This window comes from Haloferax denitrificans ATCC 35960, from assembly GCF_000337795.1.
In the GTDB taxonomy this organism is placed as follows: Archaea; Halobacteriota; Halobacteria; order Halobacteriales; family Haloferacaceae; genus Haloferax; species Haloferax denitrificans.
In genome coordinates this window covers 96,285-120,894 of sequence record NZ_AOLP01000009.1, presented here as the reverse complement: position 1 = coordinate 120,894, position 24,610 = coordinate 96,285, and the positions used below count along the sequence as shown (strand labels likewise).

The 24,610-nt window shown below is 67.9% G+C and carries 25 protein-coding genes; 12 read left to right on the top strand and 13 right to left on the bottom strand.

Going from position 1 to position 24,610, the window contains the following annotated elements; all coding sequences use genetic code 11:
• Positions 1-28: 28 nt before the first annotated feature.
• Together C438_RS07660 and C438_RS07655 are read left to right on the top strand one after the other, a co-directional pair.
• Positions 29-2,233 carry an ATP-dependent DNA helicase gene (locus tag C438_RS07660; protein WP_004968778.1) on the top strand — a complete coding sequence of 735 codons (2,205 nt, stop codon included), beginning with the start codon at positions 29-31 and terminating at the stop codon, positions 2,231-2,233.
• A 78-nt stretch (positions 2,234-2,311) separates the two neighbouring features.
• Positions 2,312-3,688 carry a cytochrome P450 gene (locus C438_RS07655; protein WP_004968777.1) on the top strand — a complete coding sequence of 459 codons (1,377 nt, stop codon included), beginning with the start codon at positions 2,312-2,314 and terminating at the stop codon, positions 3,686-3,688.
• Between the two features lie 51 nt (positions 3,689-3,739).
• Here the strand turns inward: C438_RS07655 and C438_RS07650 are convergent, their stop codons facing one another.
• Together C438_RS07650 and C438_RS07645 are read right to left on the bottom strand one after the other, a co-directional pair.
• Positions 3,740-4,237 carry a 2'-5' RNA ligase family protein gene (locus tag C438_RS07650; RefSeq protein ID WP_004968776.1) on the bottom strand — a complete coding sequence of 166 codons (498 nt, stop codon included), beginning with the start codon at positions 4,235-4,237 and terminating at the stop codon, positions 3,740-3,742.
• Between the two features lie 55 nt (positions 4,238-4,292).
• Complete coding sequence (locus C438_RS07645; protein ID WP_004045037.1) at positions 4,293-4,487, bottom strand: DUF7554 family protein; 195 nt, start codon at positions 4,485-4,487, stop codon at positions 4,293-4,295.
• 92 nt (positions 4,488-4,579) lie between these two features.
• On the opposite strand from C438_RS07645, the gene C438_RS07640 reads away from it, so the two are divergent.
• Together C438_RS07640 and C438_RS07635 are read left to right on the top strand one after the other, a co-directional pair.
• A complete protein-coding gene (locus C438_RS07640; protein WP_004968773.1) occupies positions 4,580-5,794 on the top strand; it encodes an SPFH domain-containing protein in 1,215 nt (404 codons plus the stop codon).
• Positions 5,795-6,240: 446 nt separating this feature from the next.
• Entirely contained in the window at positions 6,241-6,735 is a 495-nt protein-coding gene (locus C438_RS07635) for an acyl-CoA thioesterase (protein ID WP_004968772.1), read from the top strand.
• A gap of 27 nt (positions 6,736-6,762) precedes the next feature.
• Here C438_RS07635 and C438_RS07630 read toward each other — a convergent pair whose 3' ends face one another.
• The 4 genes from C438_RS07630 to uvrB form a co-directional block, all read right to left on the bottom strand.
• Complete coding sequence (locus C438_RS07630; RefSeq protein WP_004968771.1) at positions 6,763-7,203, bottom strand: universal stress protein; 441 nt, start codon at positions 7,201-7,203, stop codon at positions 6,763-6,765.
• 68 nt (positions 7,204-7,271) lie between these two features.
• Entirely contained in the window at positions 7,272-8,354 is a 1,083-nt protein-coding gene (locus C438_RS07625) for a sulfite exporter TauE/SafE family protein (RefSeq protein ID WP_004968770.1), read from the bottom strand.
• Between the two features lie 408 nt (positions 8,355-8,762).
• Positions 8,763-9,185 carry an NUDIX hydrolase gene (locus C438_RS07620; RefSeq protein ID WP_004968768.1) on the bottom strand — a complete coding sequence of 141 codons (423 nt, stop codon included), beginning with the start codon at positions 9,183-9,185 and terminating at the stop codon, positions 8,763-8,765.
• 5 nt (positions 9,186-9,190) lie between these two features.
• A complete protein-coding gene (gene uvrB, locus C438_RS07615; protein WP_004968767.1) occupies positions 9,191-11,287 on the bottom strand; it encodes an excinuclease ABC subunit UvrB in 2,097 nt (698 codons plus the stop codon).
• Positions 11,288-11,375: 88 nt separating this feature from the next.
• On the opposite strand from uvrB, the gene C438_RS07610 reads away from it, so the two are divergent.
• Complete coding sequence (locus C438_RS07610) at positions 11,376-11,645, top strand: DUF7553 family protein (protein WP_004968766.1); 270 nt, start codon at positions 11,376-11,378, stop codon at positions 11,643-11,645.
• A gap of 137 nt (positions 11,646-11,782) precedes the next feature.
• Here the strand turns inward: C438_RS07610 and C438_RS07605 are convergent, their stop codons facing one another.
• Positions 11,783-12,382 carry a hypothetical protein gene (locus C438_RS07605; RefSeq protein WP_004968765.1) on the bottom strand — a complete coding sequence of 200 codons (600 nt, stop codon included), beginning with the start codon at positions 12,380-12,382 and terminating at the stop codon, positions 11,783-11,785.
• Positions 12,383-12,563: 181 nt separating this feature from the next.
• Here C438_RS07605 and C438_RS07600 point away from each other — a divergent pair, with 181 nt between their 5' ends.
• Entirely contained in the window at positions 12,564-14,006 is a 1,443-nt protein-coding gene (locus C438_RS07600) for a short-chain fatty acid transporter (RefSeq protein WP_004968764.1), read from the top strand.
• A gap of 50 nt (positions 14,007-14,056) precedes the next feature.
• Here the strand turns inward: C438_RS07600 and C438_RS07595 are convergent, their stop codons facing one another.
• The gene (locus C438_RS07595) at positions 14,057-14,917 is read right to left on the bottom strand and encodes a sulfurtransferase (protein WP_004968763.1); all 861 of its coding nucleotides are present in this window, start codon (positions 14,915-14,917) and stop codon (positions 14,057-14,059) included.
• Positions 14,918-15,168: 251 nt separating this feature from the next.
• Between C438_RS07595 and C438_RS07590 the strand changes: the two genes are divergently transcribed.
• Positions 15,169-15,945 (top strand): sulfurtransferase, encoded by a 777-nt coding sequence (locus C438_RS07590; protein WP_004968762.1) that lies wholly within the window; start codon positions 15,169-15,171, stop codon positions 15,943-15,945.
• Positions 15,946-15,954: 9 nt separating this feature from the next.
• Here the strand turns inward: C438_RS07590 and C438_RS07585 are convergent, their stop codons facing one another.
• On the bottom strand, positions 15,955-17,037 hold the full coding sequence (locus C438_RS07585; protein WP_049917866.1) for an AI-2E family transporter: 1,083 nt from the start codon (positions 17,035-17,037) through the stop codon (positions 15,955-15,957).
• A 129-nt stretch (positions 17,038-17,166) separates the two neighbouring features.
• On the opposite strand from C438_RS07585, the gene C438_RS07580 reads away from it, so the two are divergent.
• The 3 genes from C438_RS07580 (at position 17,167) to C438_RS07570 (ending at position 21,265) form a co-directional block, all read left to right on the top strand.
• Complete coding sequence (locus tag C438_RS07580; protein ID WP_004968760.1) at positions 17,167-18,306, top strand: thiamine ABC transporter substrate-binding protein; 1,140 nt, start codon at positions 17,167-17,169, stop codon at positions 18,304-18,306.
• A 9-nt stretch (positions 18,307-18,315) separates the two neighbouring features.
• Positions 18,316-20,037, top strand: a complete 1,722-nt coding sequence (locus C438_RS07575; protein WP_004968759.1) for an ABC transporter permease — start codon at positions 18,316-18,318, stop codon at positions 20,035-20,037.
• A 91-nt stretch (positions 20,038-20,128) separates the two neighbouring features.
• Entirely contained in the window at positions 20,129-21,265 is a 1,137-nt protein-coding gene (locus tag C438_RS07570) for an ABC transporter ATP-binding protein (RefSeq protein WP_004968758.1), read from the top strand.
• Between the two features lie 39 nt (positions 21,266-21,304).
• Here the strand turns inward: C438_RS07570 and C438_RS07565 are convergent, their stop codons facing one another.
• On the bottom strand, positions 21,305-21,985 hold the full coding sequence (locus C438_RS07565) for a class I SAM-dependent methyltransferase (protein ID WP_004968757.1): 681 nt from the start codon (positions 21,983-21,985) through the stop codon (positions 21,305-21,307).
• A 125-nt stretch (positions 21,986-22,110) separates the two neighbouring features.
• Here C438_RS07565 and C438_RS07560 point away from each other — a divergent pair, with 125 nt between their 5' ends.
• Complete coding sequence (locus C438_RS07560; RefSeq protein ID WP_004968756.1) at positions 22,111-22,569, top strand: DUF2391 family protein; 459 nt, start codon at positions 22,111-22,113, stop codon at positions 22,567-22,569.
• Positions 22,570-22,662: 93 nt separating this feature from the next.
• Entirely contained in the window at positions 22,663-23,241 is a 579-nt protein-coding gene (locus C438_RS07555) for a DUF7090 family protein (RefSeq protein ID WP_004968755.1), read from the top strand.
• Positions 23,242-23,262: 21 nt separating this feature from the next.
• Here C438_RS07555 and C438_RS07550 read toward each other — a convergent pair whose 3' ends face one another.
• The 3 genes from C438_RS07550 to C438_RS07545 all read right to left on the bottom strand — a co-directional run bounded on the left by C438_RS07550 (position 23,263) and on the right by C438_RS07545 (position 24,610).
• A complete protein-coding gene (locus C438_RS07550) occupies positions 23,263-24,111 on the bottom strand; it encodes a DUF7089 family protein (protein ID WP_004968754.1) in 849 nt (282 codons plus the stop codon).
• 4 nt (positions 24,112-24,115) lie between these two features.
• Positions 24,116-24,202 carry a hypothetical protein gene (locus C438_RS20315; RefSeq protein ID WP_424008935.1) on the bottom strand — a complete coding sequence of 29 codons (87 nt, stop codon included), beginning with the start codon at positions 24,200-24,202 and terminating at the stop codon, positions 24,116-24,118.
• Between the two features lie 162 nt (positions 24,203-24,364).
• Positions 24,365-24,610 carry a ferredoxin gene (locus C438_RS07545; protein ID WP_004968753.1) on the bottom strand — a complete coding sequence of 82 codons (246 nt, stop codon included), beginning with the start codon at positions 24,608-24,610 and terminating at the stop codon, positions 24,365-24,367.

Sequence of the window (24,610 nt, the reverse complement as noted above, 5' to 3'; positions counted from 1 at the left end):
TTAATCGGATGGCGGCCGAGATTCTCCCGTGGCCCACGCCAACGGCGCACCCGACGACGGCGACGCGGACGGAGCGTGGCGGTTCTTCCCGTACGACGAGCCGTACCCCAATCAGGAGGCGGCGATGTCCGGCATCGCCGACGCGCTCGACGACGAGCGGAACGTCCTCCTCGAAGGGGCGACCGGGACCGGCAAGACCATCTCCGCGCTCGTGCCCGCGCTCTCGTACGCCCGCGAGCACGACAAGACGGTCGTCATCACGACGAACGTCCACCAGCAGATGCGCCAGTTCGTCGAGGACGCCCGCGCCATCACCAGAGAGGAGGCCATCCGTGCGGTGGTGTTCCGCGGGAAGTCCTCGATGTGCCACATCGACGTGGGCTTTCAGGAGTGTCAGACCCTCCGCGATACGACCCGGAGCATCGTCGAAAAGGAGTCCGACAAGGCCGAACTCTCCGAGCAGGCGCAGTCGCTCCTCGACGGGATGCGCGAGGGCGAGTCCGGCGCGGCCGACGCGCGGAGCGCCGTCACTGACGAACTCGACAGCATCGACGACGAACTGGAGGAGTTGAAGGAGGGCAACTACTGCGAGCACTACTACAACAACCTCACGCGGAACACCGACGAGTTCTTCCAGTGGCTGTTCGACGACGTGCGGACGCCCGACGAGATTTTCGAGTACGCGGGCAAGCAGAACCTCTGCGGCTACGAACTGCTCAAGGAGGGCATGGAGGGCATCGACCTCGTCGTCTGCAACTACCACCACCTGCTCGACCCGATGATACGCGAGCAGTTCTTCCGGTGGCTGGACCGCGATCCCGACGACGTGATTACGGTGTTCGACGAGGCGCACAACATCGAGAGCGCCGCCCGTGACCACGCCAGTCGCGCGCTCACGGAGAACACGCTCGAAAGCGCGATGAACGAGCTGGAAGACGAAGACGACTCGCGGGCCGAGAGCGCCCGCAACGTCATCGGGACGTTCCTCGACGCGCTTCGCGACAGCTACGAGGAGGCGTTCGGCTTCGGCGAGCGCGAGCAGGTCGGCGAGAACTGGTACGACCTCTCTATCGCCAATCAGGGCCGCCGCGACGACCTGACGATGGAGTTCCTGCAGTCCTACGAGGGCCGCGGCATCGACGTGGAGGTCGAACTCGCCCTCCAGTTGGGCAAGCAGTTGGACGAGCAGTACGAAGACGCGTACAAGAACGGCGAGGCGACGACGCGCAAGGAGTGCCAGACGCTACAGGCGGCGAACTTCATCGCCGACTGGACGGAGATGGGCGGCGAACTCGGCCGCCATCCGATGCTGTCGGTCCGCCGCGACGGCGGCACCGACGAGATTTACGGCCGCGCCGAGCTGTACACCTGCATCCCGCGAGAGGTCACCAAAGAGCTGTTCGAGGAGGTCCACGCGAGCATCCTGATGTCGGCGACGCTCCGCCCGTTCGACGTGACGGAGGGCACGCTCGGCCTCAAAAACCCGGTGACGATGGCCTACGGCCTCGAATACCCCGAGGAGAACCGCCGGACGTTTTCGGTCTCACTGCCCGCGCTGTTCTCCTCCGAGCGTGACGACCCCGGCACCCAACAGACGATCGAGGAGATGCTCGCGGACGCGGCCGCCTTCACGCCGGGCAACACGCTCGTGTTCTTCCCGTCGTACGCCGAGGCGGAGCGCCACCACGAGCGCCTGCGGGCGAACCCGGACGTCGACGCGGAGCTGTTTCTGGACGAGCCGGGCGTCCGCGCCGAGGAACTGCGCCGGGAGTTCGTCGGCAAGGACGGCGCGGTGCTTCTCACCTCGCTTTGGGGGACGCTCGCCGAGGGCGTGAGCTTCGACGGCGACGACGCCCGAACCGTCGTGGTCGTCGGCGTGCCCTACCCGCATCTCTCCGAGCGGCTGGAGGCGGTACAGGCCGCCTACGACCGCGCCTACCGCGGCAAGAGGGACGCCGGCTGGCGCTACGCCGTCGAGATTCCGACGATTCGGAAGACCAGACAGGCGCTCGGCCGGGTCATCCGCGCGCCCGACGACTTCGGCGTCCGCGTGCTGGCCGACAAGCGCTACACCCGCGAGAGCTCTTCCATGGGGAAGTACGGCGTCCGCGGGTCGTTCCCGGTCGAGGAGCGCGCCGAGATGGTCGACATCGCGCCGAACAAACTCAAGTTCGCGATGCTGAACTTCTACGCCGACCGCGACGCCTACGACGGCGACCCGCCGCGGCCCTGAGCGCGTCGCGCTCGCAGTCGGAGCGACAGCGACGGCGACCGCCGTGCGATTCTTACCTGTTCGAACCAACACAGGGTGATGAGTTCGACCCCTCCCGGACCGAAGGGCCTCCCGCTGTTCGGCGCGAGCAGACAGTACGCCCGCGACCCGTTTACGTTCCTGACGGCCGTCGCGGACGCCTACGGCGACGTGGTCCACTTCGACCTCGGCCCGCTCGACACGTACATGCTCACGAACCCGGCGGACGTCGAGACGGTGCTCGTGAGCGAGGCGTCGAAGTTCAGAAAGCCGCAGTTCCAAGACAGAGCCATCGGCGACCTGCTGGGCGACGGCCTGCTGATGAGCGAGGGCGCGACGTGGAAGAAACAGCGCCGACTCGCCCAGCCGGCGTTCGACGTGCGGCGCATCTCGACGATGGCCGGCATGATGACAGACCGGACGGCGTCGATGCTGTCGTCGTGGGGCGACGGCGACGTGGTCGACGTGCAGTTGGAGATGGCGCGGCTGACCGTCGAGATAATCGTCGACGCCATGTTCGGCACCGACCTCGACGAGGGGCGCGTCCGGCGGGTACAGGAGAACCTCGAACCACTCGGCGCGCGGTTCGAACCCGACCCGCTTCGGTTCCTGACGCCCGACTGGGTACCGACGCGGGAGAACCGCCAGTACAAGGAGGCGCTGTCGGAGCTCGAATCGCTCGTCTGGGACATCGTCGAGGAGCGCCGCGGGACCGAGTACGGCGAGACGCCGGCGTCGTCGGTGTCGGGCGGCGCGACGGGCGAGGAGGGGCCGATGGACCTGCTTTCGATTCTGCTCCGCGCCTACGACGAGGGCGAACAGACGGAGAAGAACCTCCGCGACGAGCTGATGACGATGCTCCTCGCGGGCCACGACACGACGGCGCTGACGCTGACGTACGCGTGGTATCTGCTCTCGCAACACCCCGAGGCGGAGGCGAAACTCCACCGCGAACTGGACGAGGTGCTCGGCGGGCGGACGCCGACGTTCGAGGACGTGCGAAAACTGGAGTACACAGAACGCGTGCTGAACGAGGCGATGCGGCTGTACCCGCCGGTGTACGTGATGTTCCGCGAGCCGAAGGTGGACGTTCGCCTCGGCGGCTACCGCGTCCCCGCGGGGTCGGCCATCATGCTCCCGCAGTGGGTCGTCCACCGGTCGGAGCGGTGGTGGGACGACCCGCTTTCGTTCGACCCGGACCGCTGGGCGCCCGAGCGGACCGGCGACCGCCCGCGCTTTGCGTACTTCCCGTTCGGCGGCGGGCCGCGCCACTGCATCGGCAAGCACCTCTCGCTCCTCGAAGGGCGGCTCATCCTCGGTACCGTCGCCCAGCGGTACGAACTCGACTACGTCCGCGACGAGCCGTTTTCGCTCCGCGGGTCGCTGACGATGCACCCCGAAGAGCCGATGGGGATGCGGCTCCGGGCGCGCGACTGACGCGCGGACCGGCGGCTCGACGCGCCGTCGCTGGGAGTCGGGACCTCGCGGTCAGGCCGGGAGCGAAATCGAGGCGGCGGTCTCGCGGAACGACGAGTCGTAGACGTCGAGCTGTGAGACGGTCCACTCGATGGGGTCGAGCGGCTGGCTCGCGACCGCGCGGGCGTCGGCGACGCTCCCGCCGCGGGCGAGCGTGACGTGCGGGACGTAGTCGTCGCCCTCGATACCCTCGATAGCGCCGAACTCGTCGGCGAGCGCGCGGTGCAGGTCGAGGAGGCCGGGGCTCTCGACCGCGAGGTAGACGACCGGCGCGGCCCCGCGCGGCGGGTCCTCGAAGAACCGGATGTCGGTCACGCGGGCCTCGAACGCCGGCTGGCCGGCGAGCGCGTGCCGCAACTGTTCGCGTAGGCGGTCGAGGTCGTCGTCTTCGAACCGCTTACAGACGAGCGTGTGCCGGTCGCGAACCCGGTCGAACGAGGCGAGGTACGGAAACAGGTCGGACGCGAGGCGGGCGACCCGCCCCGGAACCGGGACGTTCAGACTGTACACGCCCGTGTCTCACGCGAGAGACACAAAGGCGTATCGTCGTCGCCGCGGAGGGCGGTTAGATTCGGTCGAGGAGCCAGAGGACGATGAGCGCCGCGACGACGAGGCCCAAGAGCGGCTGGAGCGGGCCGAGCAACGCACCGAACAGCCCGAGCACCTCGCCGATGATTTCGAGGACGAGCCAGACGAGGACGAGCAGGAGGATGATTTTCAGCAGGTCCTCCACGTCGATTCGGCCGCGGTTCGTTCGCATACGGGGCCGTGGGGCGTTCGCGGACAAATAGCTGGCGGCCGGGTGGGGGAACAGCCGGGTAGCTTTATTCCGCCTCGGTGTCACTCTCCACCATGGACAGCCTGTTCTACCAACTCGGGAAGCTCTCGGCGTCGGGGTCGTCGTCCTCCTCGTCCTCCTCGTCGGGCGCGGCACGGGTCGACAGCGAGCCCGGCCGAATCCCGCGGTGGCTCGGTCCCCTCGCGGTCGCGGTGCTCGTCTTCGGCCTCGCCGTCGTCGTCTTCCCCGTCACGCCGCTGACGCTCGCGGGCTACGTCGCCCTCGCGCTCGCCGTCGCCGCGGTGTACGACGCGGTCGAAATCGTGCAGGCGTACGAAAAGCGGACGCTGACGGTGTTCGGCGACTACAAGGGCATCCTCGAACCGGGGCTGAACGTCGTCCCGCCGTTCGTCTCGAAGACCTACCGCTTCGACATGCGGACCCAGACGCTGGACGTGCCCTCCCAAGAGGCCATCACGGAAGACAACTCGCCGGTCACGGCCGACGCCGTCGTCTACATCCGCGTGATGGACCCCGAACGCGCCTTCCTGCAGGTGGACAACTACCGCCGGGCCGTCTCGTTGCTCGCACAGACGACGCTCCGGGCCGCCCTCGGCGACATGGAACTCGACGACACGCTGGCGCGACGCGACCACATCAACGCGCGCATCCGCCGGGAACTCGACGAGCCGACCGACGAGTGGGGCGTCCGCGTGGAGTCCGTCGAGGTCCGCGAGGTGAAGCCCTCGAAGGACGTCGAGAACGCGATGGAACAGCAGACCTCCGCCGAGCGCCGCCGCCGCGCCATGATTCTCGAAGCGCAGGGCAAGCGTCGCTCCGCCGTCGAGAAAGCTCAGGGTGACAAGCAGTCGAACATCATCCGCGCACAGGGCGAAAAGCAGTCACAGATTCTCGAAGCGCAGGGGGACGCCATCTCGACGGTGCTTCGGGCCCGCGCGGCGGAGTCGATGGGCGAGCGCGCCATCATCGACAAGGGCATGGAGACGCTGGCGAACATCGGCACCTCACCGTCGACGACGTACGTCCTGCCGCAGGAACTCACGTCGCTTCTCGGTCGCTACGGGAAAGGGCTGAGCGGTTCCGATATACAGCAGGCCGCAGGCCTCGAAAGCAAGGCGTTCGACGAGGAGACCCGCGAACTCCTCGGTCTCGACGACATCAGCGAGATACTCGGTGAGTTGGACGGCATCGAGAGGGCCGATATCTCCGCCGACGCGGTCGATATCGAAATCGAAGACGGCGGCGTCGAAACTGAACGCGTCGAGTGAGCGAAAAATCCGATACGCGAATCAGTCGGAGACCCGTTCGACGCACCGGGGGCCGGTACAGCGTCGTGGCCGGCCTGCGGGCAACCGACGTCGGTCCCGTCATCCGGCCGTCGCGGTTCGGCGAGGCGCGAGGCGGACGTGAGACGGGAGACCGTTCGGTGCGTCGACTTCGGGTCGCGGCTGATTCCCCGCCCGTCCGGTCGAACGAGAGTCGGAACCTTCGGGAACGTCCCCCCGAACGCGGACGAGAGACGGGTGTCGGCGTCCCACCACCGGTCTGCGGTTCGCGCAGACACCGTACTAAACGGGATAAACACTATTAATCATTTAGGTCGTTGAAACGACGAGCGACCCGCAAAACCACCCAACCCGAGCGATTAATCGCCTTTATTTCTATTTTTTACGACGTAGAATAATTTAACCCCGCTCGTCACGGACCGTGTGGTATGCAACAGCAGTCGTCGGTCGGGACGCGGTCGCTGTCGGCGTCTCGCGCCGAGATGAGCGAGATTCTGATGCCCAACGACACGAACAACCTCGGGCGCGCCCTCGGGGGTCGGATTTTGGAGTGGATGGACGTCTGCGGGGCCATCGCCGGGCGGCGCTTCGCCGAGCGGCAGGTGGTCACGGCGTCGATGGACCACGTGGACTTCCTCGCGCCCATCGACGTGGGCGACGTGGTGACCGTCGAGGCGTACGTCTTCGACACCGGTCGCACCAGCATGGACATCAAGGTCGACGTGACGGCCGAGCGCCCGAGCGAGGGCGACCGCCGCGAGACGCTCACCTCTTTTTTCACCTTCGTCGCGCTCGACGACGACGAGAAGCCGGTTCCGGTCCCGGACCTCGTCTGCGACTCCCAAGAGGAGCGCGAACTGCGCGACTCGGCGCTCCAGAAGCGCCGCGAGCACCGCGCCGCGCTGGCGGAAGAGTTCGAGTAGCGCGGCCCGCGAGCGGGCCGCGGGTTCTTATTCTTCGTCCGTCGCGCGGACGGTCAACACCGGCGCGTCCGACTGGCGGACGACGCGCTCGGTGACGGAGCCGACGAGGTAGTGGTCGAGGCCGGTGCGGCCGTGGGTCGCCATCACGACGAGGTCGATGTCGCCGTCGGCGGCGTAGTCGACGATAGTCGAGTGCGGGACGCCCTCCACGACGGTTCGTTCGGTCTCGACGCCGTCGGGAAGCGCCTCGATTGCGGCGTCGGCCGCGGACTCGGCGCGTTCGAGTTCGGATTTTTTCCACACGTCCGGCGCGATGCCGGCCGAGGGCGATTCGAAGCGGTTGCGCGAGTCGGCCACCGACAGCACGTGGACCGTCGCGCCGTAGGTCTCCGCGAGGGTCGCCGCGTGCTCGATGGTCGCGTCGGTCGCGTCACTGCCGTCGGTCGGAAGCAGGATGTGGTCGTACATGGGTGGACGTTCAGAATCGGGGACTGTGAAAGTGGTGCCAGCGAGGTGGTTCGGGTGGGTCCGAGTCGTTAGATACCCAGCGCCATAAGGAACAGCGCGACCGAGATGACGGCGAAGAGGACGCCGACGAAGTTCTTGATGACGCTGGTCTCCAGCGCGTTCGACACGTAGGGAGCGATTTGGCCGCCGAGCACCGTCGCGGGGACGGTGAACACGACCATGTTCCACGGCGTCGTCGCGAGGCTCAGCGAGTGGCCGCCGACGAGGCCGCCGCCGAAGACGTGGACGAGCGACGCCAGGATGGCGGTCAGCGCGACGACGATGTGGTTCGTGCCGATGGCGACGCGGACGGGAACTTTCGTGCCGAGCATCGAGATGATGCCGAGTTCGCCGATACCGAAGCCGGCGAGGCCCTGGAACATCCCGCCGACGCTGTAGTTGGCGAAGCGGCGCAGGTAGCCACCGCGGGTGTAGGTGTAGTCGTCGCCGTCGCGGTCGACGCGGGTGACGGTCCCGTCGTCGGCCGTGTTGACGCCCGCGGGACCGAGCTTACCGGGGTCGTTGGGGAGGCTCGCGGAGACGCCGCCGTCGGTGGCCGCGGCGTGGTCGGAATCCGACGAGCCGTGGTCCTCGTGACCGAGGTCGGCGGTGAAAAGCAGGTACGACGCGGCGAGCAGTGCGATGCCGAGCAGTGCGTGGAACACCACGTCGGGGATGACGAACGACAGCAGTGCGCCGCCGACGACGAACGGAATCGACCCGCCGACGAGCGTCAGCGCCAGTCGACGGTCGACGAGCCCGTACTGGATGAAGGCGACGGCCGAACTGGAGAGGCCGAACGCCTCGCTGATGAGGCCCACCTTCACCAGCGTCGACGAGTCCAGCGGGTGCGCGAAGATGGGGAAGATGAAGATTAAGAACGGGACGAAGAGCGCCGACCCGCTGATGCCGACCGTGTTCACGATGGTCGCGCCGGTGAGGAACACCGGGAACAGCCACCAGTACTGGAGCCAGTACTCCATGCCTGCACCCGACGGCGTCGGTGCCATGGTGAACACCGAGACGAGGAACAGCAGGGGAGCGATGAACACGAGGATGTGTTGGTACTTCAGGAACGACTTCTGAACGTGACTGAGAGACTGAGAGCTCATGGTTCTCGTTGTTGTCAGTTCGCAGTAGCGTTCGCGTGCACTCGCGTGGAGTGACGCGTCGAAAACAGCCCGTTTGCCGAGTCATCAGCGGCACCGACCCGCGCGTGTTCACCGTCTCCCGAGGATGCGACCGCGTCGCACGCCGGGTGGACCGGCGTGCGGTGGTCGCCCGAACTGTCGAGCACGGAGTGCTCGAATCCGCGGACCATTCAGGTAATGCCTCCGTTGGGGAAGGCGTGGTGAACGGTGTGGGTTGCAGGCTCGTCCGCCGAGGTGCGGATCACGGTGGAACGGGCATAGCGAGGACGGGCTAATAAGTCTTGGTGTCTCCCCGGCATTTTGGGTACGGTCCACACACCGACGCGCGTCGAAAAACCAGTAACATGTGTTTCTATCCAAAATCTGCGTTCACTCGTTGAGTTCGAACGCCCGTCCGACCAGCGCCCGTTCGGTCTCGTAGGTGAGCCGCTGGCGGGCTTCGGCCGGGGTGACCCACTGGCGCGCGTCCACCTCGCCGTCCGGTTCGAACGGGCGCTCGTCGGCGACGCGCATGTGCCAGACGAACACGCCTTTCGGCCCGCCCGGCGTCCCCGCGCCGTCGGGGACGCGGTACTCGTAGCGCCCGGCGAACCGGTCGCAGTCGACGTTACAACGCGTCTCCTCGCGGACCTCTCTGACCGCGGTCTCGACCAGCGTCTCGCCGGGTTCGAGTTTCCCCTTCGGGAGCGACCAGTCGTCGTAGCGCGGCCGGTGGACGAGACAGAGCCGGCCGTCGTCGCGGCGGAGGAGGCCGCCGGCCGCGAACGTCAGGGTCGGAGTCGTCGACGACACCACGGTCAGAACTCGTCCGGCGGCGTCAGGCCGTCGTCGCCCTCGCCGTCGCGTTCGTCGGGGTACTCGGGCGCGACGCCGTCTTCGAGCGCGTCCACGTCGAACTCGCGGCGGAGGTTCTGGATGCGGTCGCGGATGTCGGCGGCGAGTTCGAATTCGAGGTTGTCGGCGGCCTCCTGCATCCGGTCTTCGAGGAAGGCTATCTGTTCTGCCGCCTCGTCGGCGTCGGCGGGTTCGTCGCCGGAGACGCCGCGGGTGTCGGTCTTGCTCCCCGGCAGGTTCGTCTCGCCGACCTCCTTTTCGATGGTCGTCGGCGTGTGGCCGTGTTCCTCGTTGAACGCCTGTTGGATGCGGCGGCGACGCTGGGTCTCGGAGATAGCGGCCTCCATCGCATCTGTCATCTCGTCGGCGTAGAGCACGACCTCGCCGTTGACGTTGCGGGCGGCGCGGCCCATCGTCTGGACGAGCGTGGTCTCGGAGCGTAGGAAGCCCTGCTGGTCGGCGTCGAGGATGGCGACGAGCGAAACTTCGGGGATGTCGAGGCCCTCCCGGAGGAGGTTGATGCCGACGAGCACGTCGATGTCGCCGAGGCGGAGCGACCGGATGAGTTCGTGGCGTTCGAGCGTGTCGGTCTCGTCGTGCATGTAGGCCACGTCGACGCCGGCCTCTTCGAGGTACTCGGTGAGGTCCTCGGCCATCCGCTTCGTGAGCGTCGTGACGAGCACGCGCTCGTCGCGGTCGATGCGCTCGTCGATGCGGGCCATCAGGTCGTCGACCTGCCCGGTCGCCTCCGTCACCTCGACTTTCGGGTCCACGAGGTGGGTCGGGCGGACGATTTGCTCGACGATTTGGTCGGAGTGCTCGCGCTCGTAGTCGCCGGGCGTCGCCGAGACGAAAAGCGCCTGTCCGACGGTCTCTTCGAACTCCTCGAAGGTGAGCGGGCGGTTGTCGTAGGCCGTCGGCAGGCGGAAGCCGTTTTCGACGAGCGAGTCTTTTCGGGACTTGTCGCCGGCGTACTGGCCCTTAATCTGCGGGAGCGTGACGTGCGACTCGTCGATGACGGTGAGAAAGTCGTCGGGGAAGTAGTCGAGGAGCGTGTAGGGCGCGTCGCCGGGTTCGCGGTCCGAGAGGTGGACCGAGTAGTTCTCGATGCCCGAGCAGTGGCCCGTCTCGCGGAGCATCTCGATGTCGAAGGTGGTTCGCTCTTCGATGCGCTGGGCGGCCACGAGGTCGCCCTGTCGCTGGAAGTGCTTCACCCGCTGTTCCATCAGCTCCTCGATTTCGGAGATGGCTCCTTCGAGCTGTGCTTCGGGGATGGAGTAGTGCTCCGCCGGGTGGACGAGCACGGCCGGCTCCGACGATTTGACCTCGCCCGCAAGCGGGTCGAGCTTCAGCATCCGGTCGATTTCGTCGCCCCAGAACTCGATGCGGACGGCGTAGCGGCCGTACATCGGGAACACCTCGACGGTGTCGCCGCGGACGCGGAACGTGCCCTGCCGGAAGTCCACGTCGTTGCGCTCGTAGTTGAGGTCGACGAGCGCGCCGAGCAGTTCGTCGCGGTCCATCTGCTGGCCGACCTCCAGCCGCAGGGACAGGTCGGTGTAGTTCTTCGGGTCGCCGAGGCCGTAGATGGCCGACACCGAGGCGACGACGATGACGTCGTCGCGGGTGAGAAGCGACCGGGTCGCGGAGTGGCGGAGCCGGTCGATTTCCTCGTTTATCGACATGTCCTTGTCGATGTAGGTGTCGGTTTGTTCGATGTAAGCTTCGGGTTGATAATAGTCATAGTACGATACGAAATATTCGACCGCGTTGTCGGGGAACAGCCCCTTGAACTCCTCGTACAGCTGGGCGGCGAGCGTCTTGTTGTGCGCGAGGACGAGCGTCGGCTTCTGAATCTCCTCGACCACCCACGAGACGGTGTTGGTCTTGCCGGAGCCGGTGACACCGAGCAGGGTCTGTACGTCGGCGCCCTCGCGGAAGCCGCGGGCCAGCGCCTCGATTGCCTCGGGCTGGTCGCCCGCGGGGTCGAAGGGGGCGTCGACGCGGAATTCGCGGTCTGCGTCGGGTCTGTCGGCGGACAGGGGACCGGACTCGCTCATTGCCCGTCCTTGGGTCGCGGCGTACTTGAGCGAGGCGGTGCTTGTCGCCGGAGGAACGGTTTTGGGGCGGGCTGTCGAACAATCCGGTATGACCCGAGCCGAACTCGAACGCGCGAGCAACCTGCTCAAGGAGGCCGCCGAGGCGACCGACGGCGACGTACAGGAGCGACTCTACGAACAGTCCGACCAGCTGGCGAAGCTGGCGACGCGCGAGCAGGGACCGGACCACGGGCGACTCGCCCGTCACATGACGGTCCTCCACGACCTCGCCGAAGCACTCGACGGCGACGTCGCCGAGACGGTCCGCGAGGCCCGAAGCGAGGTCCTCGAATACCGCAAGGGCGTCCCCGGCGTCTGACGACCGGCTGACAAACCCCTTCGTTTCTACTGGAACTCACCCGTTAGCCCGCCATTCGCCACTGTCGGCACTCGGTGAGCGAAGACGGATTTCGCGCCGAGTGGGTCGCCCCGCGACCCCGAGTGTGAAAACGCGAGTTAGCAGACGTTCTTCGGCTTGACGCCCATGCCTTCCAGCGTCTCGACGTACTCGTCGTAGGCGGCTTCGACCACCGCGTCGGCGGCCTCGCGGGCGACGGCGTCGTCTTCGACGAGGTCGGAGACGGCGGCGTCGAGCGTGTCGAGTTGGTCGTTGAGGTCGGACTTGAGCGTGCGGAAGTCGTTTGCGGCCATCGGGTCCGCGTCGCCGACGAAGAAGCCGACCATCTGCTCGACGGTCTTCAGCGACACGAGCGCGCGGGCGAGCGCGCCGCCGAGGCGACCGTCGGTGGTCTCGAACTCGGCGAGCACGTCGTAGACGTTCGGCTTCGACCCGTCCGGCTCCGCGCCGACGGCCTCGGCGTGGTCGCGGGCGGTGTCGGCGAGGTCCGAAAAGAGCGCGGCGGCCTCGTCGTTCGGTTCGTCGTCGGCCCACCAGTCGAACAGGTCGGCGGCGGCGGCGGCCTCGGCGGCGGCGGCCGCGCGGACCGCGTCGCCGTCCATCTCGCCGCCGGTGACGGCGTACAGCGCCTTCGAGGAGCCGAGTCGGGAAAGCGGCGTCTCGTGGTCGTCGCGGAGGGTGTCGAGGAGTTCGGTCATACGGCCCCGTATGGTCGTCTCGGGTTTGTACCCATCGGCGGCGGCGAGTCCGGCGCGAGTCTGCGACGGCCGCGGAGACGAACGACGAGTCAACCGCCGGCCGGTACGTGACATTCAACCGAGCCGAACCTGTCCGAATATTAAACATTATGTATCGTATTATCATGAAATAACTCAGGCTATGACAAACGCTATCAGGCAGGCGGCGGAGCGCAGTTCGAAACTGGTCGAACAGTACCTCCCCGACGCGTTTCTGTTCGCCATCATTCTGACGGGCGTGGCGTTCGTGCTGGCGCTGGTATCGGTCGCTCCGGGCGAGGGGACCGGCGTCGTCGGACACGCCGGGAACCTGCTTCTCGACGGCTGGTACGGCGGATTCTGGAACCTGCTTTCGTTCGGGATGCAGATGACGCTCATCCTGATGACGGGCTACGCGCTCGCGCAGACGAAGCCCGTGGACTGGCTCCTGACGCGACTCGCGCGCGTCCCGAACACGGAGCGCGGCGCGGCCGCGATGGTGCCGGTCGTCGCCGCCGCGGCGTCGTTCGTCCACTGGGGGCTGGGCCTCGTCGTCGGGGCGCTTTTCGCCCGGAAGATAGCGACCGAGATGCGCGGCATCGACTTCCCCATCGTCGTCGCCGGCGCGTACTCCGGGTTCGTCGTCTGGCACGGCGGCCTCGCGGGGTCGATTCCGCTCCTGTTGAACACCGAGGATAACTTCCTCATCGAAGCGGGCATCCTCGACGCGACGTTCGGCACCGGCGGGACCATCTTCACGGTCGCCAACCTCGCGTTGGTCGTCGCGGTCGGCTTCCTCTTCCTGCCGGCGCTGTTCGCGCTCATGTACCCGACCGACGACGCGAAGAAGACGCCCATCGACCCCGCGGAGTTCGAGGCGGCGGCCGACGGCGGCGAACAGGCGACAGGTGGGTGGGCCTCCACGTCCGTCCCCGAGGACGCCTCGCTCGCCACGCGCATCGAGCACTCGCTCGGCATCGGCGTGGCAATCGGCCTCGTCGGCCTGTTCGCCGTCGGGCTGTACTTCGTCGAGGGAATCCAGAACGGGACGATGCCGTGGAACAACCTCAACCTGAACATCGTCAACTTCGGCTTCCTCTTCCTCGGCCTGCTGTTCCACGGGACGCCCAAGGCGTACATCGAGGCCATCGTCGAGGCCGTCGAGAACGTCTGGGGCATCATCCTCCAGTTCCCCTTCTACGCGGGCATCATGGGCATCATGGCCTACGCACCCGAGGGGTCGGTCAGCCTCGCCACGCAGATCGCACAGGGCATGGTCGCCGTCGCGCCCGACGGGACGCTCCCGGCTTTCGCCTTCTTCACCGCCGGCCTCGTGAACTTCTTCGTCCCCTCGGGCGGTGGCGAGTGGGCGGTCATCGGCGAGACGCTCGTCACGGCCGCGAAGGCGTCCGGCGAGTCCATCCCGCGAGTCGCCGTCGCCGCCTCGTGGGGCGACGCGTGGACCAACATGATTCAACCCTTCTGGGCCATCCCGCTTCTCTCCATCAGCGGCCTGTCGGTCCGCGACATCATGGGCTACTGCGTGATGGTGCTTCTCGGCGCGGGCGTCATCGTCGCTGTCGGAATCAGCGTCCTCCCGATGTAAGCCGCAAAAAGAACCGTACGGTCGGTCGAATCGAACCGAAACGAGGCGTCTCAGTTACCCTTTTCGACGGGCGCGCCGACGAGGTTGCCCCACTCCGTCCACGAGCCGTCGTAGTTGGTGACGTTCTCGTAGCCGAGGAGTTCGTGGAGGGCGAACCACGCGATGGACGAGCGCTCGCCGATGCGGCAGTAGGCGATGGTGGACTCGTCGCCTTCGATGCCCTGGTCCGCGTAGAGGTCGCGGAGTTCGTCGGCGGACTTGAACGTGCCGTCGTCGTTGACGGTCGCGGCCCACGAGATGTTGCTCGCGCCGGGGATGTGGCCGCCGCGCTGGGCGGTCTCCTGCAGTCCCGGGGGCGCGAGAATCTCGCCGGAGAACTCCTCGGGCGAGCGAACGTCGACGAGGGGAAGGCCCTTGTCGACCGCCTTCTCGACGTCGTCGCGGTACGCGCGGATGTCCTCGAAGGGACCCTTGGCGGTGTAGTCTCGCTCCGGGAAGGACGGGACTTCGTCGGTCGTCGGATAGTCGTTGTCGACCCAGTAGTCGCGGCCGCCGTTCATGAGGTGAACGTCCTCGTGGCCGTAGTACTTGAACTGCCAGTAGGTGTAGGCGGCGAACCAGTTGGAGTTGTCGCCGTAGAGGACGACCGTGGAGTCCTCGGAGATGCCGTGCGAGCCGAGGAGGTCCTCGAAGTCCTCCTTGGTCAGCACGTCGCGGGTCGTCTGGTCCTGCAGTTGGGACTCCCAGTTGAACCCGATGGCACCGGGGGCGTGACTCTCGTCGTACGCCTCGGTGTCCACGTCCACTTCGACGAGTCGGTACGCCGCGTCGTCGCTCTGGAACTCGTCGAGGTGGCTCTCCACCCAGTCCGCAGAGACGAGTACGTCCTTCGCGTAATCGGAGTTTGACATCGCGTTTCCCCGTACAACAGGAAGGCCCATAACTCTCACAGCGACGGCATGTACGGCCTGACCTCGGGTGATGCGGCAATATTGACCTGCATATGTCGGGGGAGACGGCGAAAGCGACTCGGAGAACAGCCGTCACGCGCTGTCTGAATCCGGTATCCGACGGAACCAGCAACAACGTCCGCTACCCCGGACACGTGGCGAGGGGTGCGAGGAGGGGCGGACCTAAATCCGCGGCCCGGAAACATGGGGTCATGGTAGACGTGGTCTCTTCGGATTGGCTCGCGGACCGGCTCGGCGACGTGCGCGTCGTGGACGTGCGCGACGGCTGGGAGTTCGACGGCATCGGGCACCTCCCCAGCGCGGTCTCGATACCGTTCGACAGATTCCGGAGCGCCGACGGCGACGTGGGGATGCTCCCCGGCCGCGACGCGTGGACCGACCTCCTGTCGGGCGCGGGCGTCGCGGCCGACGACGACGTGGTCGCCTACGACGACACCCACGGCGTGTTCGCGGCCCGCTTTCTCGTGACCGCGCTCCTCTACGGGCACGACCCCGACAAACTCCACCTCCTCGACGGCGACTTCAGCGCGTGGAACCGCGAGCGCGAGACGACGACGGAGGCGACCGAAGTCGAGGGAACGGTCTACGAGATAACCGAGCCGGCCGAGACGCCGCTCGTGGACTTCGAGGCGGTCGAGGCCGCGCTCGACGACTCCGAGACAGTCATCGTGGACACCCGCGACCCCGCGGAGTACGAGGAGGGGCACCTCCCCGGCGCGGTCAACCTCGACTGGCGCGAGCTCGTCGACGACGAGACCCGCGGGCTGAAGCCGCGGGACGAACTCGACTCGATTCTGGAGGCCGCGGGCGTCACCCCGGACCGGCGGGTCGTCCTCTACTGCAACACCGCCCGGCGCATCAGCCACACCTACGTCGTGCTCTCGCATCTCGGCTACGACGACGTGGCGTTCTACGAGGGCAGTCTCACCGAGTGGGAGGCCCGCGACGGCGCGGTCGTCGAGGACTGACGAGCAGGGTCACGACTGGAGCGAGTCGGCGGCGTCACCGCCCGCGGTCCCGGCGGTTCCGTCGCTCTTGCCGCCATCGTCGCCGCCCCCACCGACGCCGCCACCCCCATCGACGCGTAACTCCGCGCCGAGCAGGTCCACGGACTCGACGAGGAGCGCGACGACTAGCGGGCCGGCGATGATGCCGACCGGGCCGAGGCTGAGCAGGCCGCCGACGAAGCCGACGAAGTAGAGGCTCCCCGGCAGGTCGGCGGTTTCCTTGGCGAGCCGCGGGCGAATCAGGATGTCCGGGAGCCACGCGACCGCGAAGCCGCCGACGGCGACGACGAGCGCGGCGGCGACGAGGTCGCCGACGGCGACGTGGTAGGCCGCCATCGCCGCGAGCAGGACGCTCGGGCCGACGATGGGGATAAACTGGAGGACGGCCGCGACTGTCGCGAGCGTGACGACGTAGTCGTAGCCGAGCGCCCAGAAGACGACGAGGCCGATGGCGAACGTGCCGACGGCGGTCGCCGCCTGCAGGACGTAGATGGCGAACAGCGTCTCGCGGGCCCGCTCGTTGAGCGCCGTCGCCGCGTCCCGGTAGTCGGCCGGGACCAGCGCGAGGAGCGTTCGGCCGACGGCGTCGCCGCTGAGGAGGAGCGCGAACACGAGGAAGCCGAACAGCGTGAGCTTGATGAGCACCACGGGCGCGGCGGTGGCGGCGGCGCGGCCGACCGACTGGAGCAGGCCGAGGCCGACCGCGACCACGTCGTCCAGCGTCACCGTCTCGACCATCCCGAGGAACTCGACGGTCACCACGTCGGGGAGGAGCGCCGCGAGTTCGAGGATGTCGCTCAGCCGGAGAAAGAGGATGACGAAGAGCGGCGCGAGCACGACGACGACGCCGACCGCCGCGACGACGGTGGCGGCGAGGCTGGCGACCCACCGGGAGGCCCCGCGCGCTTCGAGGCCTCGCCTGAGCGGGACGAGCAGGTAGGCGACGGTGATGGCGAAAAACACCGTCGCCAGCACGTTCGCGAGCATGACCGCCGCGAGGAGCGCGAAGAGGGCGAGCACGCCGCCGAAGACGTACGGACGAGAAGCAGTCACCTCCGATGATACTCCGGCAGAGGGTAAAGTCGTTCTCCCGCGACGAGCCTCGAACCCGACGGTTTCGGCAGGGTACCACCCCCGGGAACATCACTCCCGTTAAGTACCACAGAGTACAACAACCGAGTAATGAGACGACGTAGCTTCCTGAAGGCCGCGGGGGCGGGAGGCGTCTCCGCGCTCCTCGCCGGCTGTACCGGGACCGGCGGCGACGAGGCGACGACCGAGGCCTCGGGCGACGCGACCGAGACGACCGCGACGACGACCGAAGGAACGACCGCGGGCGGCGAGTCGCCGACGCTCACCGTCGGCACCTACGGCTCGTTCGTCGACGCGCCGAGTTCGAGCCCCGGCCCGTGGCTGAAAGAGACGTTCGAATCCGAGTTCGACGCGGCGCTGGAGTGGCAGACGCCCGACTCGGGCGTGAACTACTACATCGAGCGCGCGCTCCGCGGCGTCGAGTCCGGCGCGGACCTCTACGTCGGCCTCGACGCGCAGATGCTCGTCCGCATCGACGAGAACCTCGACGACGCGCTGTTTTCGCCCGCCGAGGGGCTGTCCCGACTCGGCGACGTGAACGAGCAGTTGAACTTCGACCCGCAGGGCCGCGCGGTCCCCTACGACACGGGCTACATCTCGCTCGTCTACGACGAGACCTACGGCGACGGCGACTTCGTCGCCCCCGAGACGTTCGACGGCCTGCTGGAGTCCGAATACGCGGGCGCGCTCCTCGCGCAGAACCCCACGTCGTCGGCGACGGGGCAGGCGTTCTTACTCCACACCATCGACGCCAAGGGCGAAGACGGCTACCTCGACTACTGGGCGAGCCTGAAGGAAAACGACGTGCGCGTCCTCGGCAACTGGGAGGACTCCTACAACGCCTACTCGAACGGGGAGGCCCCGATGGTCGTCTCGTACTCGACCGACCAGGTGTACGCCGCCGAGTCCGGCGAGGACATGGCGAGACACCAGATTCGCTTCCTGAACGACGAGGGCTACGCCAACCCCGAGGGGATGGCCCCCTTCGCCGACGCGTCGAACCCCGACCTCGCCGCCGAGTTCATGGACTTCGTGCTCCGCCCCGAGGTGCAGGCCGAAATCGCCGTCCGCAACGTCCAGTTCCCGGCGACGACCACCGCCGAACTCCCCGAGGAGTTCGCGCAGTACGCCCAAGAGCCGCCGGAAGCCGTCACGTTCACCTACGACCGGCTTCAGAACAACCTGAGTGACTGGACCGACGCGTGGGCCCGCGAGTTCGCCAGCAAGTGAGGTGAGCCGGTGAGCCGCGCCTCGGCCTCGGTTCGACGGGCCGCCCGCGCCCTCGAACAGCGACTGCTCACCCTCGTCGCGGCGCTCACCGCCGTCGTCCTTCTGGTCCTGTTTTACTACCCCGTCGCCACCGTCTTCGCCGACGCCGTCCTCGCCGACGGCCGACTCACTGTCGAACCCATCGCGGCGGTGCTGACGAGCGAGTTCTACCTCGTCGACATCATCTGGTTCACGGCGAAGCAGGCGTTCTACTCGACGCTCGCCAGCCTCGCGCTCGGCCTCCCCGCCGCGTGGCTGTTCGCCCGCTTCGAGTTCCGCGGCCGCGAGACGCTCCGCTCTCTCACCATCCTCCCGTTCGTCATGCCCTCCATCATGGTCGCCATCGGCTTCGTGGCGACGTTCGGCCGCAACGGGACGCTGAACCGCGCGCTTTCGCTCGTCGGCCTCCCGCCGGTCGAACTGCTGTTCACGCTCGAAGCCATCGTCGTCGCCCACGCGTTCTACAACGCCCCGCTCGTTGCCCGCGTCGTCACCGCGGCGTGGGAGAGCGTTGACGCCCGAACCGTCGAGACCGCCCGCTCGCTCGGCGCGAGCCCGCGGCGGGCCTTCCGCGACGTGGTCCTCCCGCAACTCCTGCCGTCTATCGGCGTCGGCGCGACGCTGACGTTCATCTTCACCTTCGCGTCGTTCCCCATCGTCCTCGCGCTCGGCGGCTTCCAACTGGCGACCATCGAGGTGTTCGTCTACTCGCGGGTGCGAGACCTCGCGTACGCCGAGGCCGCCAGCCTCGCGGTCGTCGAGACGGCCGTCTCCATCACGCTGACCGCCGTCTACCTCCGATACGAGGCGAGCCAGCGGTCGGCCGGCGGCGCGGCGAACCCGCTTCCCCGACGCTCGGTCCTCCCCGCCGACTGGACGCCGAAATCGACGCTCCGGACGGTCGGTATCGCCGGCTACGCCCTCGTCGTCGGACTGGTGTTCGTCGTCCCCATCGCCAGCATGATTCTGGCGAGCGTCACCGGCGGCGACGGCGGCCTCACCCTCGCCAACTACGCCTTCCTCGCCGAGCGGCAGGCGACCGGCGCGAGCTTTCAGGTCAAGCCCCTCCCGGCCATCCTGAACTCGCTCGTCTTCGCCGCGGGGACGCTCGTCGTGGCCGTCCCGATGGGCGTGACGATGGCCGTCCTCACGACCCGCCGGTACCGCGGGCGCGGCCTCATCGACGTGCTCTCGATGGCCCCCTTCGCCGTCTCGGGCATCGTCGTCGGCCTCGGCCTGCTCCGCGGGCTGGTGTTCGGCGTCGACGTGTTGGGGACGCGAATCCGCGTCACCGGCGCGCTCGCCATCGTCGCGGCCCACGCCGTCGGCGCGTACCCCTTCGTCACCCGGAACGTCGCGCCGCTTTTCGCCCGACTCGACGGCCGGCTCGTGGAGTCCGCGCGGTCGCTCGGCGCGACCAGAACCCGCGCGCTCGTGGACATCGAACTGCCCCTCGTCTGGACCGGCGTCGTCGCGGGCGCGGCGTTCGCCGTCGCCATCAGCATCGGCGAGTTCGACTCGACCATCATCCTCGCGGAGGGGGCGGGGAGCTACACGATGCCCGTCGCCGTCGAGCGGTTCCTCGGCCGGCGGCTCGGCCCCGCGACGGCGATGGGCTGTCTCCTGCTTCTCGTCACGTCCGCCAGCTTCCTCGTCGTGGACCGCTTCGGCGGCCGGTGGGGCGAGCTGTGAGGGGACTGGCGGTGGGAACCGGAGAGAGACGGGAAGTGAGAATTATGCCCGTCCGCCGGCGAGGGGAGCACGTGACTTCGGAGGCGAACCCGTGAGACTCGAACTCGACGCGGTGTCCAAACGCTACGGGTCGGCGACGGCGCTCGATTCCGTCTCGCTGTCGGTCGACGACGGCGAGTTCTTCACGCTCGTCGGCCCCTCTGGCTGTGGGAAGACGACCACGCTCCGCTGTATCGCGGGGTTCGAGGCCCCGACCGAGGGGACCGTCCGCTTCGACGGCGAGTCGATGGCCGGCGTCGCGCCCGAGTCGCGCGGCGTCGGCGTCGTGTTCCAGAACTACGCGCTGTTCCCGCATCTCAGCGTCGGCGAGAACGTCGCCTACGGCCTCCGGTTTACCGACCCGCCGGGCGGCGGCACCCGCGACGACCGCGTCGCGGAACTGCTTGACCTCGTCGACCTCGCGGGGTTCGAAGACCGCGACCCCGACTCGCTTTCGGGCGGGCAACAACAGCGGGTCGCGCTCGCCCGCGCGCTCGCTCCCGGCCCGGACCTGCTCCTCCTCGACGAGCCGATGTCGGCGCTGGACGCCCGCCTCCGCGACCGCCTCCGCCGACAGGTAAAGCGCATCCAGTCGGAACTCGGCGTGACGACCGTCTACGTCACCCACGACCAGTCGGAGGCGCTCGCGGTCTCCGACCGGGTGGCCGTCCTCAACCGCGGCCGCGTCGAGCAGGTCGGCGACCCCCGCGAACTCTACCACCGACCGCGGACGCGGTTCGTCGCGGAGTTCCTCGGCGAGAACAACGTCCTCGACGCGGTCGTCGAGTCTCGACCGGAAACGGGGGGGATTCGCGTCGGCGTCGGCGACGCGGTGTTCACGCTCGCCGAAGGGCGACGCGTCCTCGGGCGGGCGAGGGCGGTCTCCGACAAACGCGCTAAAAACGACGGGAGAGACGGCGACCGGCCCGCGCGTCCCGAACCCGGCGACGAACTCACCTTCTGCGTCCGGCCCGAACGGCTCCGGGCCGACGCGGGGACGAACCGGATTCGCGGGACCGTCGTCGACACCGAGTTTCAGGGGGCGACGACGCGGGTGCGACTCGACTGGGGCGGGACGGAACTCGTCGTGGCGGTCGACGACGGCGGCGAACAGTCGGGCGCGGGGTTCGAGGTCGGGACGACGATGGAGGTCGGATTCGACCCGGCGGCGGCCCACATCGTCGAGTAGCGCGGGGCGGTCGTTTGGTCGTTTTTCCGCGCCGGTCAGTCAGGGCGCGACGCCGACGGTCAGGAGCGTGCCGAACGTCCGGTAGCGCTCGACCATCGCCTCGCGGCTCTCCCAGTCGTCGGTCGGGAACTCGGCGGCCGCCGGGATGTCGATGTCGAGGTCGGCGATGGAGTCCTGTTCGGCGACGTGGAGACCGGCGTCGCGGAACGCCTCGCGGTACTCCGCGTGGGACCAGCGGGTCATGTCGATGGAGATGAGGTCCTGCCACTCGTGGGAGTGGACGTTCTCCTCGTAGTAGTTCACCGCGCAGTAGAACGTGCCGCCCGGTCTGAGGATACGCGCGACCTCTTCGAGGGTGTGGTGCGGGTCGGCGGCGTAGTAGAACGCCTCCATCGACCAGACGTGGTCGACGCTGTCGTCCTCGAACGGGAGGTCGTCGAAGTCGCCGACGAGAAACGAGAGGTCGTCGGTGTCGGTGTACTCGCGGGCGTTCTGGACCATCTCGGGCGAGCCGTCGAGACCGAAGCCGCGGCCGATACCCTTCGTGTCGTGGAGCGCGCGGAGGGCGTAGCCGCTTCCGGTCCCGAGGTCGACGACGGTGTCGCCTTCCTCGACGGGCATCCGCGCGAGCGCGTGCTTCGCGGTGTGCCAGTGTCGGTCCTCCATGCCCTTGTCGCGGCCGTCGGCCGCCCAGGCGTCGAACTCGTCGCGGACGCTCATACCGGGGCCTCGCGCGCCGGAGTGAAAATGCGTTCGGACCGGACCGCACGGGCGGCGAATCCGGCGACGACTCGGTCGCGTCCCCCGTCGCGCCTTTTAATTGCCGCCGTCACGACGACCGGTGTATGGTCGGAGTCCGCCGCCGGTTCGCGCTCGCCGACACCGCCCAGCAGGTCGTCGGCGGGTTCCTCCTCGCGGGGCCGTTCGTCGTCACCGAGGAGGTGTGGGTGCTCGCGCGGAGCATGTCGTTCGCGCAGGCGCTTCTCACGCTCTGTATCGTGCTCGCGGTCGGCTACGGCGCGCTCTACAAGGCCGACGACCGCGACCCCGACCGGGAGCGCGAGGTCGGCGGGATTCCCGTCCGGTTCATCTCGCTCATCTCCGTCTCGTATCTCTCCGTGTTCATCCTCGCGCTCGCGTTCGACGCGCCGGGGACGTTCCTCTCTGACGTGTCGGGACAGCGCCTCATCATCGCCCTCGGCTACGAAGTCGACCTCGCGGTGCTCCGCATCACGCTCAAGGCGACGAGCGTCGGCGCGGTGTTCAGCGTCATCGGCGCGGCCACCGCCGACTCGCTGTTCTGACCTCGCCGAGAGGCGTGAACATACGTTACGATTCCGGGACGACGCCGCCCAAACGGCATGAAGGATTAAGTCGGCAGGGTAACTGCTTGGGGTATGGATTACGAGCTCGCCATCGAAGACGCGCCCGAGACGATTCCGGGCGGCACAGGTATCTTGCTCCTTCACCCGAGCATCGGCGAGACCGACCGCATCGACACGGACTTCTTCAAGGTCGACACCGACCACTTCCTCGTCATCTCGACGCGGACCACCGCGCGCGAGGTCGAACAGAAGCTGGAACACTACGAGGTCGACGAGTCCAGCGCCACCATCCTCGACACGCTGTCTATCGAGCGCGGCTACTCCCGACGCAGTTCGGACAACATCCACTACGTCGCGGCCCCCGACGACCTCGACGCCATCGTCGAGAAGACCCGGCAGTTCCTCGAAGGTCACGACGGAAAGCTCCGGCTCAGCGTCGATTCCGTCACGGAGATGGCCTACTACGCCGACGAGGACGGCGCATTCGAGGCGACGAAGCAGATTCTCGAACTCCTCGACGAGTTCGACGCGGTGGGGCTGTTCCACCTCTCGAAGGAGGTCCACGACCAGGAGACGCTGGACCGCTTCCGCGAGCTGTTCGACGGCGTCGTCGACCTCGAGGAGGACGGCACCGTCACGACCGAGTTCTGAGGCGGGCCGCGAGGCGACCGGCTACGCCGGGTCCGCGTCGTCGGCGGCGGTCGGGTCGGCGTCGCCGCCCGACGCCGTGTCATCGTCCGCCGCGAGTTGCTCGAACGTCTTTTCGGCCCACTTGACCGCGTAGCTCGGCCCGTGGTCGCGGTACGCCGCGGTGTCCAGCGCCGAAAACGGCGCGGGGAGGTCGCGGCCGTGTTTGACGGCCGAGCACGCGAACTCGGTCGCCTCGGCGAACGAGAGCCTGCCGAGCGCGACGAGCCGCGGGAGGTTTTCGAGTCGGTCGTCGAGCCGGCCGCCCGCGTCGACCCACGCCTCGTGGAGGCGGTCGTATCGGCCCTCCCACGACGCGAACGCCTCGCGGGTGTGGAGGCCGACCCAGCCCTCGTAGAGCGCGGCGGCGACCTGATACGTCTCGCTCGGGCCGAGCGGCGTCGCCGCGGCGAGGTCGCGGTAGCGCTCGCCGAAGAAGGGCAGGAACTGTTCGGGAATCTCGTCGTTACCGGCCTGCACGAACGCCTCGGCGACGAGGAAATCAAGAAAGTCGTCGGGCGTCCCCTTCGCGCGGTACTTCACCAGCACGACCGGCGGCGTGGTCTGCCGAGACCACGTCACCGTGCCGTCGCCGGGCATCCCGATGGTGAAGTCGGACGACGCGTAGCGCCGGAGCTGTTGGGGCGCGTCGTCTGGTAGCCACTCGGCGGGGTACGCCGCCGGGGAGAGCGACTCGACCACCAGCCCGAGGTTCTCCGCGGCCTCCGGGGGAATGGTGTCGAAGTCGCCGGCCACGTCCAAGACGAGCGCGCCGGAGGCGTACTCGTCGCGGACCGATTCGAGGTCCGACGGCAGGGTGCGCGTCTCGAACATCCGCTCAGGCGATGCTCATCCCGATGAACACGACGGCCAGCAGGGCCGACACGCCGACGGTACCGAGCACGATTTTCGTCGCTTGGCTCATAGTGGCACGATTAGACGCCCGCCGCTTAACTGTTACACTCTGTCGTCGGGCGAATCTCCAGTCGAAACGGGGGGGTTCGGGGACGCGCCCCACGGGCGACGGTCACACGGTCCGGTCGCGTCGCGGACGCGAGAGAAAACAGCAGGCTCCTCGGCGTCGCGGTCAGGGGACGAGCTGTTCGCCGTCGTCGTCGAGGATGCGGATGGCCTCGACGGGGCAGACGCGGGCGGCGAACTTCGCGTCGAACTCGGCGTCCTCGGGAACCTCGCGGACGAAGACGCCGTCGTCGGTCTCCTCGGCGTCGACGAGGTCGGCCTTGCCGTCGTCGACGTTCTTCTCGAAGCCCTCCCACTCGTCGACACACTGGAACATGCCGATGCAGGTGTCGCGGTCGTACTCGACTTTCAT